This is a genomic window from Bradyrhizobium sp. SEMIA (assembly GCF_014844175.1).
Taxonomy (GTDB): Bacteria; Pseudomonadota; Alphaproteobacteria; order Rhizobiales; family Xanthobacteraceae; genus Bradyrhizobium; species Bradyrhizobium arachidis.
In genome coordinates this window covers 2,179,599-2,198,469 of sequence record NZ_CP046601.1, presented here as the reverse complement: position 1 = coordinate 2,198,469, position 18,871 = coordinate 2,179,599, and the positions used below count along the sequence as shown (strand labels likewise).

Below are 18,871 nucleotides of genomic sequence, written 5' to 3'. Positions count from 1 at the left end.
CCCTACACCGGCGTATAGATCACGAGCTTCAGCGCGGGATCGTCATTGGCCTGGAAGCTGGTGTGCTCGAACCGGAGCAGGCCCCTGGTCGGATGGTTCATGGTCTTGAGGCCCGACGAGGTGCTGCGGATCTCGTGCGCCTCCCACCATTTGACGAACTCCGGACTGCCCTCGCGCAGCCGCATCAGCAATTCGGCGAAGGCGGGATCGCCGGCCCAGACGTCGTGGGTGGCGCGAAACATCGCGACCATGCTCTTGGCGACGTCGCTCCAGCCCGCGCCGTAGAACTTTCGCGTCTGCTTGTTGGTCAGCACCAGCAGCAGCGTATTGCGATCCTGCTCGGGCAACTGCCCGAAGGCGAAGACCTCCTCGGCGGCATCGTTCCAGGCCAATACGTCCCAGCGCCGCCCGGTGATGTAGGCCGGATGTGGCAGGCTCTCGATCATGCGCCGAATGGGCGCCGGCACGACCTCGCGCGTGAACGCGCGCTTGTCGCCGTCGCGCGCCAGCGCCTTCAGATGCGCGTGCTCGGTCTTGGTCAGGCGCAGCGCGCGGGCGAGCGCGTCGATGGTGGTGACGGAGGGACTGACGGTGCGGCCTTGCTCGAGGCGGATGTACCAGTCGACACCGATGCCGGCGAGCTGGGCGACCTCCTCGCGGCGCAGCCCCGCGGTGCGCCGCCGGCGGCCGGCCGGAAGCCCGACGGTCTTCGGTGACAGCTTCTCGCGGCGGGACCTGAGGAAGTCGCCGAATTCGACGCGGCGTGGGTCGGCCATGATCGCTCCTCGCGATGGAGGGTCTTTGGAATACTAGGATAATACCAGGCCTTCTTGTCACTACAAGGGCGTTGCATATGCGTATCACCCGACCTTGAGGTGAACACATGAAAGCTGCCGTACTCAAATCCCTGGGATCGCCGCTGGTGATCGAGAATGCCCCCGATCCGGTGCTCGGCACCGGCGAGGTCGTCGTCGACGTCGTCGCGACGCGCGTCTTGTCCTACATGAACGAGGTGTTCGACGGGACCCGCAACTACGCGCTCGACCTGCCGATCATCCCGGGCCCCGGCGGCATCGGGCGGGTGCGCGCGATCGGTCCGGATGCGACCAAGCTTGCCGTCGGCGACTGGGTGTTCTGCGATCCGACCGTGCGTTCGCGCGACGATGTCGTCGCGCCTGATATCGCGCTGCAGGGGCTCACGGCCGCCGGCCCCGGCGGCATGCGCCTGCAACGGCATTTTCGCCACGGCTCGTTCGCCGAGCAGATGCGCGTGCCGACCGAGAACGTCAAACGCCTCGGCGCGATCACGTCGGAGGAAGCCGCGCAATGGTGCGCGCTGGGGACGCTGCTGGTGCCCTATGGCGGCTTCCTTGCCGCCAACCTGCAAGCAGGCGAGACCGTGCTGGTGAGCGGGGCCACCGGCAATTTCGGCAGCGCTGCGGTGTCGGTCGCACTCGCGATGGGCGCCGCCTGCGTGGTGACGCCGGGCCGCAACGAAAAGGTCCTCGCCGACCTCGTCCGCCGCTTCGGCAGCCGCGTGAAGCCGGTCAGGCTCACCGGCAATGAGGACGACGACCGCGAAGCGATGAAGCGCGCCGCGCCGGGGCCGATTGATTGCGTGTTCGACATCATGCCGCCCTCGGTGAGCCCGATTGTCGTGCGCGCGGCCGTGATGACGGTGCGCGCCTATGGCCGTGTCGTGCTGATGGGCGGCGTCGGCATGGCCGGTGGTCCCGGCCTCGAACTGCCCTACCCCTGGCTCATGCGCAACTGCATCAGCATCCACGGCGTCTGGATGTATCCGCCGGATGCAGCAAGCCGCCTGATCGCGCTGGTGCGGTCCGGGCTGCTGCGCCTCGACGAATACCAGACGACGGCGTTCGATCTCGACCATGCCAACGAGGCGGTGGCCCATGCCGCGGCCAATGGCGGACCGTTCAGATTGACGGTGATCAGGCCGTAATCGGCCTGCCCGCTGCGGCGATGGGCCGTCGCGGCGGGTTGACCTGACACGTCAAGGGATTGGCATGCGTCATCCCGCTTGCAGCCGGCAGTGTCCGGCTACTGTGCATGGGGTTGTTTTCGTAAGTTTGTTATTCGAGCTCGACGACCTGGCCGTTCGACAGCGACACCCGCCGGTCCATGCGGCCGGCGAGCTCCATGTTGTGGGTCGCGATCAGCATCGAGACCTGGGTCGCCTTGACCAGCTGCATCAGCGCCTGGAACACGTGCTCGGCCGTGCCGGGGTCGAGATTGCCGGTCGGCTCGTCCGCAAACAGCACGCGCGGCGCGTTGGCGACCGCGCGCGCGATCGCGACGCGCTGCTGCTCGCCGCCTGACAACTCGGCCGGGCGATGGGTGATGCGGTCGCCAAGGCCGAGATAGCCGAGGATCTCCTTGGCGCGCTTGACGCTCTCGGATTTCTTCAGGCCGCGGATCATCTGCGGCATCATCACGTTCTCCAGCGCCGAGAACTCCGGCAGGAGGCGGTGCGACTGGTAGACGAAGCCGATGTCGGTGCGGCGCAGCTGGGTGCGCTCGATGTCGGGCAGCTGCGAGGTCGGCGCGCCGTTGACGTAGACCTCGCCGGAATCCGGGGCCTCGAGCAGCCCCGCAATGTGCAGCAGCGTGGACTTGCCCGAGCCCGAGGGCGCCACCAGCGCGACGGACTGGCCCGGCCACAGCGCGAGCTTGGCGCCGTCGAGGATCGTCAGCGGCACCTCGCCCTGCAAGTACTGCCGCTTTATCTCGTGGAGATAAATGACCGGTACATCGTCAGCCCCCTGCTGCTCCATCAGCCCCTCACTCGTACCGGAGCGCTTCGACGGGATCGAGGCGCGCGGCGCGCCAGGACGGGTAGAGCGTCGCCAGGAACGACAGCGTCAGCGCCATGATGACGACCGCCGTGGTCTCGCCGATGTCGATCTCGGCGGGCAGCTTCGACAGGAAGTAGAGCTCCGGCGAGAACAGCTCGGTCGAGGTCAGCCAGGACAGGAATTGCCGGATCGATTCGATGTTGAGGCAGATCACGAGGCCGACGAAGAAGCCGACCAGCGTACCGACCACGCCGATCGAGGCGCCGGTGATCAGGAAGATGCGCATGATCGAGCCTTGCGATGCCCCCATGGTGCGCAGGATCGCGATGTCGCTGCCCTTGTCCTTCACCAGCATGATCAGGCCGGAGACGATGTTGAGGGCGGCGACCAGCACGATCATGGTCAGGATCAGGAACATCACGTTGCGCTCGACCTGGAGCGCATTGAAGAACGTCGAGTTGCGTTGCCGCCAGTCGACCAGGAACACCGGGCGGCCCGCGGCCTCCGTCACCGCCGTGCGGAAGGCGTCGATCTTGTCGGGGTTGGTGGTGAACACCTCGATCGAGGTGACGTCGCTGCTGCGGTTGAAATAGGCCTGCGCCTCCGCCAGCGGCATGAACACGAAGCCGAGATCGTATTCGGACATGCCGATCTCGAACACGGCGACGATCTTGTACGGCTTGATGCGCGGCGTCGTGCCCATTGGCGTGACCGCGCCCTTCGGCGCCACCAGCGTCACGCTGTCGCCGGCATGCAGCGACAGCTGGTCGGCGAGCCGCCGGCCGATCGCAACGCCCTGCCCCTCGTCAAAACCCTCGAGCGAGCCCTGCTTGATGTTCTTGGCGATCGAGGTGAGGTTGTTGAGGTCGTCGGAGCGGATGCCGCGCACCAGCACGCCGGAGGCGTTCCACGGCGATGACGCCAGCGCCTGGCCGTCGACCACGGGCGCGGCAAGCCGGATGCCCTGGACCTGGCTGATGCGATCGGCGACGTCCTTCCAGTCGGTCAGCGGCGATTCCAGCGGCTGCACCAGGATGTGGCCGTTGAGGCCGAGGATCTTGTCGAGCAGCTCTTTCCGGAAACCGTTCATCACGGCCATGACGATGATCAGCGTCGCCACGCCGAGCATGATGCCGAGGAAGGAGAACCCGGCGATGACCGAGATGAATCCCTCCTTGCGGCGCGCCCGCAAATAGCGCGCCGACAGCATCCACTCGAATGGCGCGAAAGGCGCGGTTTGCTTGGTTTCGGTCATGGTCTCGTCCATCGCTCGATAATCCCATGATTCGGGGTCAATTGTGGCCGGATTGGCGGCCGCGATCTCGGGCGATGAACAATATTCAGCCGACCAGGCGGGCGACCGCGTCCGCAGGCGACATGGTCTCGCGGGCGCCGTCATTGCGCTTCTTGATCTCGACCTTGCCGTCGGCGAGGCCCTTCGGCCCGATCATGATCTGCCAGGGGATGCCGATCAGGTCGGCGGCGGCGAATTTGGCGCCGGCGCGCTGGTCGGTGTCGTCGTAGAGCACGTCGACGCCCTTGGCGGTGAGCTCCGCATAGAGCTTCTCGCAGGCCGCATCGACCGCGGCATCGCCCTGCTTGAGGTTGAGGATCGCCACGCGGAACGGCGCCACCGCCTCCGGCCATTTGATGCCGGCATCGTCATGGCAGGCCTCGATGATGGCGCCAAGCAGGCGCGAGACGCCGACACCGTAGGAACCGCCATGGATCGGCACGTCGACGCCATCGGGACCCGCCACCAGCGCCTTCATCGCGTCGGAATACTTCGTGCCGAAATAGAAGATCTGACCGACCTCGATGCCGCGGGTGTTCACCCGCTTCTCCGCCGGCACTTCCTGCTCGAAGCGCGCAGCGTCGTGGACGTCCTCCGTCGCCGCATAGACCGAGGTCCACTGCTTGATGATCGGCGTCAGGTCACTGTCATAGTCGACGTCCTCGCCCGGCACCGGCAGGTCCAGCACGTCGCGATTGATGAACACGCCGGATTCGCCGGTCTCCGCAAGCACGATGAACTCGTGGCTGAGATCGCCGCCGATCGGGCCGGTCTCGGCGCGCATCGGGATCGCCTTCAGCCCCATCCGCGCGAAGGTGCGCAAATAAGCGACGAACATCTTGTTGTAGGCGACGCGGGCCGCGGCCTCGTTGAGGTCGAACGAATAGGCGTCCTTCATCAGGAACTCGCGGCCGCGCATCACGCCGAAACGCGGACGCTGCTCGTCGCGGAATTTCCATTGAATATGATAGAGATTGAGCGGCAGGTTCTTGTACGACTTCACGTAGGCGCGGAAGATCTCGGTGATCATTTCCTCGTTGGTCGGCCCGTACAACAGCTCGCGCTTGTGGCGGTCGGCGATGCGCAGCATCTCCGGACCGTAGGCGTCGTAGCGGCCGCTCTCGCGCCAGAGGTCGGCGAGCTGGAGCGTCGGCATCAGCAGTTCCAGCGCACCGGAGCGGTCCTGCTCCTCGCGCACGATCTGCTCGACCTTCTTGAGCACGCGGAAGCCGAGCGGCAGCCAGGCATAGATGCCGGCCGCTTCCTGGCGGATCATGCCGGCGCGCAGCATCAGCCGATGCGAGACGATCTCCGCCTCTTTCGGATTTTCCTTCAGAATGGGCAGAAAGAACCGCGACAACCGCATGGCAATACTCGAGGAATCAGTGAGGGCTTGCAGTGAAAGCGGATTGGGAGCGAAAACACAAGGCCGGGAATGAGGAAAAGCCGCTAACGCGGCGAAATTCCTGTCATTTTTCCGTTGCCTTCAGGTTCGACTTGAACCTCGTCTAGGGTGGCCCCACCTCGAGATCGTCCTCGAGCGTGATCTTCTCGAAATCGGTCACCAGCGCGTCGATCCGCACATGCCAGCGCCCGGCAAAGGGCAGCTCGACCTTGCGCACGTGCCAATAGCCGTCCGGTCCGAGCTCAGCATTGCGTTCCATCGGCTCGATGCCGCGCTCGGGCAGGCTCAGGGTCAAGGTCGCCTCCTTGGCCGCAAGCGGCGTCGCCTCCCCGGTCATGAGCTGGAGCACGAAGTCGTCGATGCCAGCCTTGCCCGGCGAGACCAGCACCTGGAACATCGCCTTGTCGCTATGAATGTGGATCGCCAGCGGCGTGTCCGGAACAATGGTCCGCGGCGGCGGCGTGAACCGCCAGCCGGCGACGGTGGCGAAGATGGCGAGCGCGATGCTGCATTCGAGCAGGATCGAGCGCTTGAGCGCAGGCGTCGATGTCTCGTCCCGGGCCAGAGCGGGTGTCAGCCGGAACCGATTCAACGCCGCAAGCGCCAGCAATCCCGTGACGAGTACAAGCTTGATCGAGAGGACGAGCCCGTAGCGGGTCTCGACCAGCGCTGCCGGCTTTTCGAGCTGAACGATCGCAAGCGCGAGACCGGTCGAGGCGAGCACGCCAACCGCCAGCGCAGCGAGGCGGGAGAAGCGGTTCACGACGGGGAGCGATGCAGTCGCCGGCTTCGACATCAGCGCGATGAGCGGCGCGAGGGCACCGATCCAGATGGTGACGCCGAGCCCGTGGAGAAAGATCGCCGGCCGGGTCAGCGCCTCCGGCGGAGCCGTTGCAGCGTGCCCGGTCGTGGCGAGCGACAGACCGACGCCGATGAACGCGACGATCGCGAGAGCCCGCGCGTACCATGCGCTCCGCAGCGCCATCCAAGCGAGCAGCATCGCCGCGATGGCAATGAGCAGCGCGGGGCCGGCGCTGGTCGCGAACGCAACCTTCCAGGGAGCGGCCGTCGCAAGCGCCGCCAGCGGCAGGCCGAGCAGATCGAGGCCCAACGCGCCAAGGGACGCAATTGCGCCCGCAAGGCCGATGGCGAGCGCGACGCGCGGAACGGTCATGCCGATCATCGACCACGCAATCCAGCGCGCAAAGAACACGCCGCCGACACCGACAAACAGACCTAGGTAGAGGCCGATCCGCGCCAGCCAGATCAGCGCGTTCAAGGCGCCACCCAAGGTGACCGGAGGCTTTGTCGCCGTCGGCATGCCGATCGAAAAGATCACGGATCCCGAGACGGGATGACCGTCCTGCGAGATCACGCGGTAGCTGACCACGGCCGTCCCCTGCGGCAGGTCCGGCGGCATCGCGACCGAGATGGTCTCACCCGATGCATTGACGCGCGCATCGTCCCGCGCCCTGCCCGTGCCGTCGATCAGCTGGATCGCGCCGGGCGTCACCGCCTCGTTGAAGCGCAGCTCCACCGCTTTCGGCGCGCTCGCAAGCATGCTGCCGCTCGCCGGCTCGACCGAGACGAGCGCCGCATGCGCCGACGCCCCGGTCGCGAAGCCGACAGTGAGAAGCAGCGTCGCAAGCGCGGCGATGAGGCGCATCAGGGTTTGGGCAGCAGCTTCACGCCAGGCGCGGGCGAGTTGCCCTCATGCGAATGCCCTGCCCCTTCCGGGATCTCGATCCAGCGGCTGACGCCGGTCTCGCATTCCTGGACGACGGGGAAGTACAGCGTCGTGTTTGGCTTCAAGCTGTCGGTGAGGAAGCTGCTGATGACGAACTCATCGTAATTGTGATCCGGCAGCTTGCCGCCGGACCAGGCCACCTCCTTGACGCCGGAGGAGAGCTTGTTGCCGTGATAGTCGTACTCGTTGGCATATTTGCCCTCGACGACATCGACGCTCCAGCCCGCCTTCGGCATCGGCTTCACCGCGAGCACCCCTTCCGGGATCTGCACGCGGATCTTCACCGTGGGCGAGCCCTTGCAGCCGTGTGGCACGGCGAACACGGCCTTGTAATAGGAGCCAACCGCCGCCTGCTTGGTCTCCAGTGTGATATGCGCCGCCGCCGGGGTCGCGGTGAGCGCGGCCATCAGGATCAGGCAGGATCGCTTCGACATGTTCAACCTCTTCAGCGGGGTCATTTGATCAGGATCGGCGATTCAACGCTGACATGGTCGGCGTCGGAGATCGAGATTCCGAGACCCAGCATCCAACGCCCGGGCGTCAACTGCGCCACCTTCACGCGCCAGCTGTCTTCACCGTCGCGCGACGCCTCGACCGGCGCGAGCTTCCGGCCGGATTGCGTATCGACGAGGGTCACCGACACGGCTTTCGCCGAGAGCGGCGTCTCGTCGGTGGTTTCAAGCTGGATCGCGATCTCGACCGGGCCGGCGCGGCCTGGCGAGACCGTGACATTGGCCATCGCCTTCTCGGTGTGCAGATGGGTGAAGAAGCTGTCGTCGTCGGTCGCCGCCGCAAGCGGTGTGGCGGCAACCGACAGCAACGCAGCCATCGCGAGCGCGAGGCCCGCAAGATTTCGACGCGAGGTCATGGGAAGCATGATCGGCCTCATCACATCTTCATTCCCGAATGATCCGGCATTTTCTTCATCTCATGGCCGGAATGGCCGGCATCGCCCGGCGCCTGCGCGCCGACGCCCTGCACGTCGAGCGAGACCGCGACCTTGCCGGCCTTTTCGAACTCCAGCGTCAGCGGCACCTTGTCGCCCTGCTTGAACGGCCCCTTCAGCTCTTGGAGCATCAAATGATAGCCGCCGGGGGCGAGCTTTACCGTCTTGCCGGGATCGATCACGAGCCCCTTGTCGAGCGGACGCATCTTCATCACGCCATTGTCCATCGCCATCTCATGGACCTCGGCCTTGCCGGCGATATCGGCGGACACACTGACCAGCTTGTCCGCCGTCGTTCCCTTGTTCTCGATCGTCAGGTAACCGCCGGCGACCTTGGCCCCACCCGGCGTCGCCCGGCTCCACGCCTGCGAGATGACGAGATCGCCGGCCTTGACGTCCTCGGCCGCCGCAGGTGCCGCGCAAAGTGCGAGCGCGACCGCCGCGAGCATCACATCTTTCAACATCGTCTTCATATCGGTCTTCCCGTTTTGCAGATTGAATTTCAGTGGGTGCCGAGCTGTTGGCCCGACCATTTTTCGAGATCGGCCATCTCGGCCGAGCCTTCGATCGTCGTGACGGTCCCGTCCCGCGAGATCAGCATTGTCCGAGGGATATCGCCCTGCCAGGCAGGATCAATCTCGAATCGCAAGCGCTCGACGAAGCCGTCGCTGAAGATGAAATTCTCGGTCGACGATAGCCCCGCCTTGTCGAGCATCGACTGCGTGGCGGCTGGCAGATTCGGCACGAGGTCGGCACTGATTGTGACCACGTCGATCCCGGGATGGTCCTTTGCAAACCGCCCGAGCTCCGGCAGCTCGAGCTTGCAGGGCCCGCAAGTCACGCCCCAGAAATGCACCAGCGTCGGGCGGCCGGCATGGCCCTTCAGCACGCTTTGCCAGGTACCACGCTCAAAGGGTTTGAGGGCCGGCGCCGCCGCGAGCGTAGCGGCCGACGCGACCAGGGTCGCCAGGGCCAGAATGCCGGCAAATCGATATGTCATGGTTGATCCTCGATCGCTGTGAGCCGATAGCCTTCCGCCTTCGTCATCCATGACAGGTAGACCTGCCGGCCATTGGACACCAGCAAGGGGTGGTCGGAGGTGTCTGTCGTGCTCGATATCGTCTTCGGCGGCGACCAGCTCTCTCCGTCATCTCGGGAGATCGTCATCTGGACCGAGGTCTTCTCGCCATCGAACTCCTTCCAGACCATCACCGTTCCGGCGGGGCCCGCGAGCACGTAGGGGCGCGTCGGATTGCGGCCGGGCTTCCCCAGCCCCATCGGCGAAGAGAACGTGCGGCCTTCGTCGCGCGAATGCGCGTAGAACAATCCCTTCCGCGCCTTGCCGTTCGTGTACCAGGCGACGTGATAGGTCCCGTTCGGCGCAACCGTGAGGCTCGGCCCGTGATGCGGGCAGGCGTTGATCTGCCAGTCATCGTTGCTGACCCGGCGGATGTCGCCTGGAGTCGCGACGTCGGTGAAGGTCATGACCGCATGATCGCGGACGCCGCCTTCAAACATGTTCCTGAAAATCACGGCCGGTCGCCCAGGCGCCGCGAATGTCAGTCCCAACCGGCAGCATTCGCAGGTGCCTTCGCGCGCCAATCGGGCCTCCGCGAAGGTGGTGCCGCGGTCGCTGGACGAAGCAAAGAACAGCCCCGCCCCCTCGTACTTCTGTCCCGCCTCCTTCGCGAGAACGCGATTGCGCTTGTCGAGCCATGCCGCGAAGACCGTTCCGTCCTGATCGAGCGCCAGCGCCTCAAAACGCTGGCTCTCGTTGCTGGCGGTGATCGGCTTCAGCTCGGCAAAGCTCTTCCCGCCATCGGCCGAGCGCGTATAGAGCACCTGGCCGTTGAAGGCCTCATCCCTGAAGATCGAGAACGCGAGCGCGATGCCACCCTTGCGATCGACCACGATCTTCGGCCGCGCGTCCGGGCCCCAGTCGAGGTTCAGCCGCTTCGTCGTGACCTGGACGGGAGCCGAGAAACCCTGCCCCGCATCCCGCGAGCTTGCCACAGAGACCTGCCCGCCCGCCATCCAGACCAACCACAATGTACCGTCCGGAGCGAATGCGGGCGTCACCTTGGTCGCACAGCGTAGCGTCGGCTCGTCGCAAGCCGCCTCCGATGCATGCTGACCGTGCATCTGTGCGAGCGCCGCACCATGCAAGAACGCAAGAGTGACGATTGCGAGCAAGCCAGTTCGGATCATGGCCCGATTCCCTTCGAGAGCCCGGCTCATTTGAATGCCACCTTCATACCTGCAACGAAGGTGCGCGGCGAGCCTGCGTAGATCGAACCGGTCGTATTTGCGAGGACGCTCGCAGGATTTTGAAGGCCTGCTGCTGTCACCGTGTTGGCGATGTTGTTTGCCGAGCAACGTAGGTGCGGTCGAACACGTTCCTGACTTCGAGAAACAGGTTCAGCGATCTGAATGTGTCCGACACAAGATCGGTCTTGTAGTGAACGTTCACATTCACCAGCTCATAGCCTGGCGCTTTCAGCAGATTCGCGTTGTCCATGTAGAATGAGTCCTTCCACTGGATCTCGACGAAGCCACCAAGGCCCGCCAGCGACCCGGCGAACTCGTCGTAGCCGACCCGGGCCGTCAGTTCGTTGGGCGAGATGCCGGGGATCTTGTTGCCTGCCCGGTTGAAGCTGAACACCGCACCATTGGTGATGTTCTCGACATACTCGGTGTAGACCTCGTCGAGGTAGGTATATGCCGCCATGAACCGCCAGCCCGGATAGAACTTCCAATCCGCCGCAAGCTCGACGCCGCGATGCTCCGATCGCGGGGCGTTGAAGGTATAGGATATGCCGTTGATCGGAGTTGCCTGACTGACGATCTCGTTGCGGAAGAACTCGTAGAAGCCGGTCGCGCTCAGCTTGAGCGCATTGTTGGGCGTCCAGTCGAATCCGAGGTCGTAGCCAAGATTCTTCTGGGTTTGAAGCTGGGTATTGTTGCCCGACAAGCCGGTCGGAAGGACGAAAAGATTAGAGACCTGCGGGGTGCCGTATCCTGTGGCGACCCGTCCGCGGAACAGCCACTCGTTGTTGAGATTGTAGAGGAGCGCCAACTCCGGCGCGGCATTCTGAAACTGCCGATCCGCCGTCGTGAGGGTTGTGGTGGTAATGCCGGTGGGGCCGGCGTATGCGTATGCCGTGTTGATACCCTTCAGGAGGGTTGTCTCCCAACCGATGCCGGCGACCGCAGTCAGTGCCGCAGTGAGCTTGAGCTCTTCCCTGGCACGAACACCATAGTTGGTGGTCTCGCTATAGAGATTGCTCGACAATCTGCCGAGCGTTGCATTGCCACCCGGCATCACGTTCCACGTATCGCTCGAGGCCGTTAGAGTATTGTAGAAGGCGCCGAAGAACGTGGTGGACTCGAGGCCGACAATCTCGCCGCGCTTGGTGACGTCGCTCATAAAATTGTATGAGGGAAAATCTCCGATGGCGCTGGTCGCGCCGGTCGGCTGGTTGATGTTCCTGTCGTCAAAGACGAACTGATTGCGCCAGGTCGTGGTGTTGTCGAAATCGTGCTCCCAGCGACCACCGACGATGGTGCGGCGATCATTGCGGCCGAGCCCGGCCTGCACAGCCGTTTCCTTGTCCGTGCCTGCCGCGGTATTAAAACCGTTGTTGAACAGCGTGACCGTACCGCATCCGGCCGCGGCCGTGACACCGGTCGCGCAGCCCTGCTGGAAGGGATTTTGATAGTACTGGTTCAGCGACTGCCGGATCGGCAGCCGCGCGCTGAGGTCGTTGTTGATGATCTTGACCGTGAAGCGATCGTCCGGCGTCGCCTTGAGCGTGCCGAGGAAGTTGACGGTCTGCGTGTTGAACCAGCTGTTGCCGATGTAGCCGTCGCCGCGCGCGTCGCTCGCGAATAGCGAGCCCTCGAAATTTCCCACCTTCTTGCCTGCGGCAAGGTAATTGTTGAGATAGCCGTAGCTGCCGCCGTCGACGCCATATTCGACGCCGTCGATCGTGCCGCCCGGCCGCGTCCGGAAATTGAGTGCGCCGCCGGTCGCGTAGTTGCCGTACAGCGCCGACGAGGGACCACGGACGACGTCGATTGCACCATAGGCACGGGGGTCGATCAGGTCGCTCCGCGACAGGCCATCCGGCTGCGTCACCGGAAAGCCGTCGTCGAAGATCACGAGATTGCGGATACCAAAGCCGTTCCTCGCGTTGGACCCGCGAATCGAGATGCCGAAATCGCGCGGGCCATTCCCCTGCTTGATCGAGATGCCCGGGCTGTCCCGCAGGACGTCGCTGACCGAGAACGCGGGACGATTATCGAACTGGCTGCGATCGATGGTCGTCGCGGTCTGGCCGGATGGCGCTTGATTGAGACTGTCGCGCGCTGCGCTGGCAGTCACGGTCCTGTTCTGGGTCGGCGCACCGGCGCTTGCGCTCGGCGCAACGGGTTTCGGCGCGCGGCTCGCGGACACGGATCGCGGTTTCGAGGCCCGGACGACCGGTTTGGCGCGAGCCGCCTGCGGCGCCTCGACAGTCACAGCGGGGAGCTCAGTGTTGCGGCTTTGCGCGAAGGCTCCGCTCGACGACGCAAGCAGCGCGGCCTGAATGGCAACGAGGCTCACGCCACGACGGGCATGACAAACTGACATGGGGCATTCCTGATGCCGGCTTTCGCTCCGGCCAATCGACAACATCAATCGCCGCCGGACGGACCGCGGCGATCACGAGGGTCGTCAGGAAAGATGAGGAGGCGCGCGCGCCTGGGTGTTCGAGCCCTTATCGGCGGCAACGAGGGTCACCTCCGCGGCACGCCACGACACGCGCTCGGCGTGGCGGAGGGGAACGGAGAATGCGAGCTGCGGCGGCGAATCGAGCGAGGCGCCCGCCTGCGCCAGGCAACACAACGCGCAGGCCGCGCCATGCGCGGTCGGTGTGCCGGTCCGATCGTTCGGACCACCGCCCTGTTCGCCCACGCTGTGGCAGATGACGGCGGCCGACAACGGATCGGCCACGGCCTGGCCGGCCGACCAGCACGCGGCGATCGGTGCCAGCACCTGCATCGCCAGGGCGAGCAGGACGAGAGGCAGGAATTTTTGCAGCCGTGCGCGCATCCACCGAACCGTTCGTTCGTGCGCTAACTAAACACCCGGCCGGGGGACGAGTCGAGGTCAGTTCCGCCGCCTTCTTGGTCCAGCGCAAATTTGCCGGAAACTGTGATCGGGCCGCCCCACGGGACCGGGCGCCCGGCATTTGAGGCAGCGGCCAAAGCCTGCCCTATCCACAGATTTCTTATATTTGTCATATGCTTACGAGGTAAACAGCCCGATCATTTCGTCCATTGCTCGAATTTTGAACATTCGTTGCCGAAAATGATGACAAGTGAGAAAAGTTGATCTAGCATCCTCTTGCTCAGGCCTGACCGCGAGGTCGACGTCTGGTGGTCCAAGTCTCGGGAGGAGCCCCTGGCGCGCAAAACGCAGCGTCGCCCCGTCAATCAAGATCAAATCTTAAGATCGGGGATAATAGGGTCGACACAATTTTTGAGCGGGGCCAGGGCCCCGCTCTTTTTTTTGTCTGGGTGGCTCCAGTGAGCGCTTCCTCTGATCCGATCGAACAGAGTTTTGAGATCGCGGCATCGCGCTGCGCCGATCTCACGCCGCTCGTCTACCAGCGTCTGTTCGAACAGCATCCGGAAACGCACGATGTTCCGCGCGCAAGGCCGCGAGCTGGTGATGGGAGCGATGCTTGCCCTGACCATCGAGGCAATCCTCGACTTTGCGGGTGAGCGCCGCGGGCATTTCCGGCTGATCGCCTGCGAAGTCGCCTCGCACGATGGTTACGGCACGCCGCGCGAGCTGTTCATCGCTTTCTTCGGCATCATCAGGGATACGCTGTGCGATCTCCTCGGCGACGAATGGTCGGCCGAGATGGCGCAGGCCTGGGACCAGCTGCTCCCAGATATCGATGCATTCGCCACCGCTCCCGCCTGACGCTTTGCGCTGCACCAACGCAAAGCTGCGGCGATCCCGCGGCTGATTGCAGATTGAGTGGCACCAACTCTTGTGAGAGACTTTCGGACATCGGTCGCGCAAGCAATGACGCGCCGACGATAAGAGATATGGGAGCGAGCGATGTCCGGGACGAAAGATTTCTCGACGACGAGGCGCGATCTTCTTCAGGCGGCAGCGGCCGCCGGCGCCGGGGCTGCCCTCTTCGGCAGCATGGGCATAAACCCCGCATTGGCAGCCGAGGTCGGACGCAGCGAGAAGCCGCTGAAGGCGGCGTTCTCCAATGCAGGCCTCCAGGCGACCTGGTGCGCGCAAGGCAAGCAGGCCGCGGAATTCTGGGGCAAGCTGTTCAATGTCGAGGTCACCTGGTTCGACGGCCAGCTCGACGCGGTGAAGCAGCGCGCCGCGATCGACAACATGGCCTCGCAGAAATGGGATTTCGTCGCGATCCAGGCCTTCGGCATCGGCACCCTCACCCAGCCCGTGCAGAAGATGATCGACGCCGGCACGCCCGTGATCGACATGGACACGCTTATTGCTCCCCTCGATCAAATTAACGTCCACTCCTTCCTCGCCCCCGACAACGAGTTCATGGGCGCCTCGGTGACGCAGGCGCTGTGCAACGCCATGGGCGGCAAGGGCAAGATCATCATGACGCAAGGCGCGCTCGGCCACACCGGCGCGCAGGGGCGCGCGAAAGGCTTCAACACTGTGGTGAAGCAGTTCCCGAACATCGAGGTGCTCGACACCCAGCCGGCGGACTGGGACGTCTCCAAGACTGCGCGCCTCTGGGAAACCTATCTCACCAAGTATCCGCAGATCGACGCGGCGTTCTTCCACAATGACGACATGGCGCTTGCGGCGGCCAACATCATGAAGGCCCGCAATCGCACCAACATCCTGATCGGCGGCGTCGATGCCATGCCGCCGGCGATCCAGGCGGTGAGCGAGGGCCGCATGTTCGCGACCGTCCGAAATCCGTCCTGCCGCATCCATGGCGGCGCCATCATCGCGGGCGTCTCCGCCGTGGTCGGCGGCGAGAAGAGCGGCCAGGGCATCCCCAAGAACGTCGTCACCGACGGCCCGGTCGTGACCAAGGCCAACGCCGCCGGGATGCAGTGGATGCAGGATCACTTCCTGATCTGAGCTTCCATGTCAGCGGGTCGTTCGCCCATCCTGGAACTGCAGGGCATCACGAAGAGCTTCGGCGGCGTCGAAGCGCTTCGTGGTGTCGACTTCGCGCTTCATCCCGGCGAGATCCACGGTCTCGTCGGCGAGAACGGCGCCGGCAAAAGCACGCTGATGAAGATCATCGCCGGCGTGCACACCGAATTCTCCGGCCGCTTCCTGATCGATGGCCAAGAGAAGCATTTCCGCTCGGCCCGCGACGCGCATGCCGCCGGCATCGCCATGGTGCATCAGGAGCTTTCCGTCGCGCCTGACCTGACGGTCGCCGAGAACGTCTTCCTCGGCAACCAGCCGACCAACGCCCTTGGCCTCGTGCAATGGCGGCGGATGGCGCGCGAGGCCGGCGAGCAGCTCGCCCGCTTCGGCATCGACGTCGATCCGATGTCGAGGCTCGGCGATCTGCCGATCGGGCTGCAGCAGCTGATCGAGATCGCGCGCGTGCTGTTTTCCGGCGCCCGCATCGTCATCCTGGACGAGCCGACCTCCGCCCTCTCCCCGCCCGAGGTCGAGCGACTGTTCGCAACCCTCCGGCGCTTGCGCGAGGAAGGCACCAGCATCGTCTTCATCTCGCATTTCATCGAGGACATCCTTCGCGTGTCCGACACGGTGACCGTGTTCCGCAACGGACGGAAGGTCGCGGAGACAGCAAGCGCCGCGACCAGCAAGGGCGCGCTGATCGAGGCCATGATCGGCCGTGGCGGCGAGGCGCTCGAGCACAGCTACACCGACGATCTGATGCTGCCGCAGCCGAGCGACAACGCGGTGGTCCTGAAGGTCGACCAGCTGTCGCTGTCGCGCAGCCTGAAGGACATCTCCTTCGAGGCGCGTGCCGGCGAGGTGCTCGGCATCTACGGCTTCATGGGCTGCGGGCAACAAGAATTGTCCCGCATCCTGTTCGGCAAGCTCAAGCCTGATAGCGGCACCCTTGCCGTCGAGGGCACGCCAAAATCCTTCGCCAGTACGGCGGCGGCGCGGCGCGCCGGGGTAGCGCTGGTGCCGGAGAGCCGGCGCGACATGCTGTTTCACCAGGAGCCGGTCTACAAGAACATCTCGATCAGCATTCTCGATCGCATCTCTTCCCTGCTGCTCAAGCCGGCGCAGGAGCGCGACATCGCAAAGCGCCAGGTCGAGCAACTGCAGATCAGGCCGCCGGTGGTCGGCCTCGATCTCGGCATGCTCTCCGGCGGCAACCAGCAGAAGGTCGCGCTGGCGAAATGGCTGACCTACCCGCCAAAGCTTCTTGTGCTGTGCGAGCCGACCCGCGGCATGGATGTCGGCGCCAAGAACGACGTCATCAACATCGTCCGCGACCTCCGCACAAAAGGGCTCGCGATCATCGTGCTGTCGACTGAGCCGGAAACGGTGCTGTCGCTGGCCGACCGCATCCTCGTGCTCAAGCGCGGCGAAGTGGTACGGGAATTCAGGAATGAGCCGGTCAGCAAGGACCGCCTGCTGGAAGCGGCGTGACGGAGAAGCACATGAGCAGCGAGACGGCTTTGGCGGCGGGGCAGCGGGCGCGGGGCCTTGCGCCCTTCCTGCGCTCGCAGATGCGCAACATCGCCCCGTTCCTGACGCTGATCTTCCTGTCTGCCTTCTTCGCCTTCGCAAGTCCCTCCTTCGCCACGCTCGACAATCTCGGCAACATCCTGACGCAGGTGTCGGTGACCGGCATCATCGCCGTCGGCCTCACCTTCGTGATCCTCTGCGCGGAGATCGACCTGTCGATCGCCAGCATCGCCAACGTCACGGGCATCGCGGTCGCCTACTTCACGCTGCAGGAGTCCTACGTCAACATCGCCAATATCCCCCTGCCCGGCGCGGTCGCGATCATCCTCTCGATCCTGCTCTGCGCATTGCTCGGCCTCGTCAATGCGCTGGGGCTGACCGTGATCGGTATCCCCTCCTTCATCATGACGCTGGCGATGATGCAGATCGCGGCCGGCATCTCGGCGCTGCTGGTGCGCGGCCAGATCGCCTACAAGGTGCCGAGCCTGATCACGACGCTCGGCTCGGGCTCGATCGGCGGCATCCCCTGGATCGTCATCGTCGCCGCCATCATGCTGCTCGGCGGCCACCTCGTGCTGACCTACACGCGCTTCGGCCGCTACGTCTACATGGTCGGCGGCAATCGCGAGGCTGCCGAATATGCCGGTCTCAACGTCAAGCTCATCTTAGGCGCCGTCATGGTGATCTCGGCGGTGTGCTCCGGCATCGGCGGCATGCTCGGCGTTGCCCATTTCGGCAGCGCGCAGCAGAACGAGTTCGACACGTACCTGCTCGACTCCATCGCTGCGGTCGTCGTCGGCGGCACCAGCCTGTTCGGCGGCCGCGGCGGCATCGGCAACACCATCGTCGGGCTTTTCGTTCTCGGAGTTCTCAATAACGGCCTCGACCACGTCAACATCGACAGCTTCCTGAAGATCCTGATCCGTGGCCTGATCCTGCTGGCGGCGCTGGTCATCAACGTCTATGCGCAGCGTTTGCGAGAAAAAACGGCGGAATAGACGGCCTAAAAACAAAACCGCGAAAACAACCCCATGCACAGTACAAATCATTGGAGAATTTGGCGCGGAGCGAGTCTGAGCCGACGCCGTGGCGACGTTTGACTCGTCGGGCAAAACAGGAGCATGATGTCATCATCGGTCAAGCGCTCAAGCAGTGAGCCTAGACCGGCGGCAGCTCTTCCGTCGTGGCGCCTTGTGACCTCATCCGCGCTTTCACGCCACACTCATCCCCAGGCGTTTGAATCACGACTCAACAGTTAACCAGCCAAGCTCGAACAGCCGACGGACGACATGATCGTAGGGTTGGCTCTGCGTGATCTGCTCTTTGGTCATACCGAAATTCGAAATAGCGCCGCTCTCGATCAGCTCACCGACAAACCAAAGAAAAACGGCATACATCTTTGGTCGATCCGTTTCGTTCAGCGGCCCGTTCTGCACGAGCTCGTAGAGCGATTGAAGTCGCAGGCGATTTGCGTCGGGCAGCAGGTGGATAATGCGCTCGCGCGGGAGCGCAAACGCGGCCTGCACGTACGACGCGACCAGAAACAGTTTTTCGAAACCGAACTGTCTGACGACGGGAAGCAGTATTGCGTATAGTTGCCGCGCCTCCGGAGGCGCGGCGGCGATCAGTGCATCGTGCGGTTGCCTTTGCCCCGTCAGGACGGGCTCTGCCACCGCGATCACGTCGGTTGATCCGGCCGGCGGATCGCCATTGTGTTGGCGGATCATGGCCATCACAGAGATGAACATGGCCTGATCCGGATTGAAGCCCAGGAAGCCGCCGCCGAAGCCGGGAGATATTCCAAGGGAGCCAAGCTGGAGGGCCACCTGGTCACGGATCACCTGATGTCGGCCGGCGGCATCGGCCCGTCGTCTCAAGTCCTCTGCCTGTGCGATGATCTCCACGGGCAGCTTTTGCCACGACCACCGCGCCAACAGGGCTGCATGGGCCACATTCTGGTGCATCCAGATGTCCCAG

General features: G+C 64.3%; 16 protein-coding genes and 2 pseudogenes. 5 read left to right on the top strand and 13 right to left on the bottom strand.

Going from position 1 to position 18,871, the window contains the following annotated elements; all coding sequences use genetic code 11:
- Window positions 1-2: 2 nt before the first annotated feature.
- Window positions 3-776, bottom strand: coding sequence for a helix-turn-helix transcriptional regulator (locus FOM02_RS10670; RefSeq protein WP_027559447.1), 774 nt, complete (start codon window positions 774-776; stop codon window positions 3-5).
- Window positions 777-883: 107 nt separating this feature from the next.
- On the opposite strand from FOM02_RS10670, the gene FOM02_RS10665 reads away from it, so the two are divergent.
- Window positions 884-1,963 (top strand): MDR/zinc-dependent alcohol dehydrogenase-like family protein, encoded by a 1,080-nt coding sequence (locus FOM02_RS10665; RefSeq protein ID WP_265441752.1) that lies wholly within the window; start codon window positions 884-886, stop codon window positions 1,961-1,963.
- A gap of 130 nt (window positions 1,964-2,093) precedes the next feature.
- On the opposite strand, the gene FOM02_RS10660 is transcribed toward FOM02_RS10665, so the two are convergent.
- The 11 genes and pseudogenes from FOM02_RS10660 to FOM02_RS10610 all read right to left on the bottom strand — a co-directional run bounded on the left by FOM02_RS10660 (window position 2,094) and on the right by FOM02_RS10610 (window position 13,303).
- Complete coding sequence (locus FOM02_RS10660; protein WP_027559449.1) at window positions 2,094-2,795, bottom strand: ABC transporter ATP-binding protein; 702 nt, start codon at window positions 2,793-2,795, stop codon at window positions 2,094-2,096.
- Window positions 2,796-2,802: 7 nt separating this feature from the next.
- Complete coding sequence (locus FOM02_RS10655) at window positions 2,803-4,083, bottom strand: lipoprotein-releasing ABC transporter permease subunit (protein WP_027559450.1); 1,281 nt, start codon at window positions 4,081-4,083, stop codon at window positions 2,803-2,805.
- Window positions 4,084-4,156: 73 nt separating this feature from the next.
- Window positions 4,157-5,476, bottom strand: coding sequence for a proline--tRNA ligase (proS, locus tag FOM02_RS10650; RefSeq protein ID WP_027559451.1), 1,320 nt, complete (start codon window positions 5,474-5,476; stop codon window positions 4,157-4,159).
- Between the two features lie 142 nt (window positions 5,477-5,618).
- On the bottom strand, window positions 5,619-7,181 hold the full coding sequence (locus FOM02_RS10645; RefSeq protein WP_027559452.1) for a copper resistance CopC/CopD family protein: 1,563 nt from the start codon (window positions 7,179-7,181) through the stop codon (window positions 5,619-5,621).
- A complete protein-coding gene (locus tag FOM02_RS10640; RefSeq protein ID WP_027559453.1) occupies window positions 7,181-7,696 on the bottom strand; it encodes a YcnI family protein in 516 nt (171 codons plus the stop codon). Before FOM02_RS10640 ends, FOM02_RS10645 begins: the two co-directional genes overlap by 1 nt.
- 20 nt (window positions 7,697-7,716) lie before the next feature.
- Window positions 7,717-8,139 carry a hypothetical protein gene (locus tag FOM02_RS10635; protein WP_231164036.1) on the bottom strand — a complete coding sequence of 141 codons (423 nt, stop codon included), beginning with the start codon at window positions 8,137-8,139 and terminating at the stop codon, window positions 7,717-7,719.
- Between the two features lie 11 nt (window positions 8,140-8,150).
- Window positions 8,151-8,681 (bottom strand): copper chaperone PCu(A)C, encoded by a 531-nt coding sequence (locus FOM02_RS10630; protein ID WP_027559455.1) that lies wholly within the window; start codon window positions 8,679-8,681, stop codon window positions 8,151-8,153.
- A gap of 29 nt (window positions 8,682-8,710) precedes the next feature.
- Window positions 8,711-9,208, bottom strand: a complete 498-nt coding sequence (locus FOM02_RS10625) for a TlpA family protein disulfide reductase (RefSeq protein WP_027559456.1) — start codon at window positions 9,206-9,208, stop codon at window positions 8,711-8,713.
- Window positions 9,205-10,416, bottom strand: a complete 1,212-nt coding sequence (locus FOM02_RS10620; protein ID WP_027559457.1) for a sialidase family protein — start codon at window positions 10,414-10,416, stop codon at window positions 9,205-9,207. The genes FOM02_RS10625 and FOM02_RS10620 overlap by 4 nt, the downstream gene beginning before the upstream one ends.
- Before the next feature lie 26 nt (window positions 10,417-10,442).
- Window positions 10,443-12,841 (bottom strand): annotated as a pseudogene (locus tag FOM02_RS10615) (TonB-dependent receptor family protein).
- An 84-nt stretch (window positions 12,842-12,925) separates the two neighbouring features.
- On the bottom strand, window positions 12,926-13,303 hold the full coding sequence (locus tag FOM02_RS10610) for a DUF2946 family protein (RefSeq protein WP_027559459.1): 378 nt from the start codon (window positions 13,301-13,303) through the stop codon (window positions 12,926-12,928).
- A 476-nt stretch (window positions 13,304-13,779) separates the two neighbouring features.
- Between FOM02_RS10610 and FOM02_RS10605 the strand changes: the two are divergent.
- From FOM02_RS10605 to FOM02_RS10590, 4 genes and pseudogenes are all read left to right on the top strand, one after another.
- A pseudogene (locus FOM02_RS10605) lies at window positions 13,780-14,182 on the top strand (globin).
- Window positions 14,183-14,323: 141 nt separating this feature from the next.
- Window positions 14,324-15,346 carry a sugar ABC transporter substrate-binding protein gene (locus FOM02_RS10600; protein ID WP_027559460.1) on the top strand — a complete coding sequence of 341 codons (1,023 nt, stop codon included), beginning with the start codon at window positions 14,324-14,326 and terminating at the stop codon, window positions 15,344-15,346.
- A gap of 6 nt (window positions 15,347-15,352) precedes the next feature.
- The gene (locus FOM02_RS10595; protein WP_027559461.1) at window positions 15,353-16,855 is read left to right on the top strand and encodes a sugar ABC transporter ATP-binding protein; all 1,503 of its coding nucleotides are present in this window, start codon (window positions 15,353-15,355) and stop codon (window positions 16,853-16,855) included.
- Window positions 16,856-16,866: 11 nt separating this feature from the next.
- Window positions 16,867-17,892 carry an ABC transporter permease gene (locus FOM02_RS10590; protein ID WP_027559462.1) on the top strand — a complete coding sequence of 342 codons (1,026 nt, stop codon included), beginning with the start codon at window positions 16,867-16,869 and terminating at the stop codon, window positions 17,890-17,892.
- A 243-nt stretch (window positions 17,893-18,135) separates the two neighbouring features.
- Here FOM02_RS10590 and FOM02_RS10585 read toward each other — a convergent pair whose 3' ends face one another.
- Window positions 18,136-18,858, bottom strand: coding sequence for a hypothetical protein (locus FOM02_RS10585; RefSeq protein ID WP_027559463.1), 723 nt, complete (start codon window positions 18,856-18,858; stop codon window positions 18,136-18,138).
- Window positions 18,859-18,871: the final 13 nt, after the last annotated feature.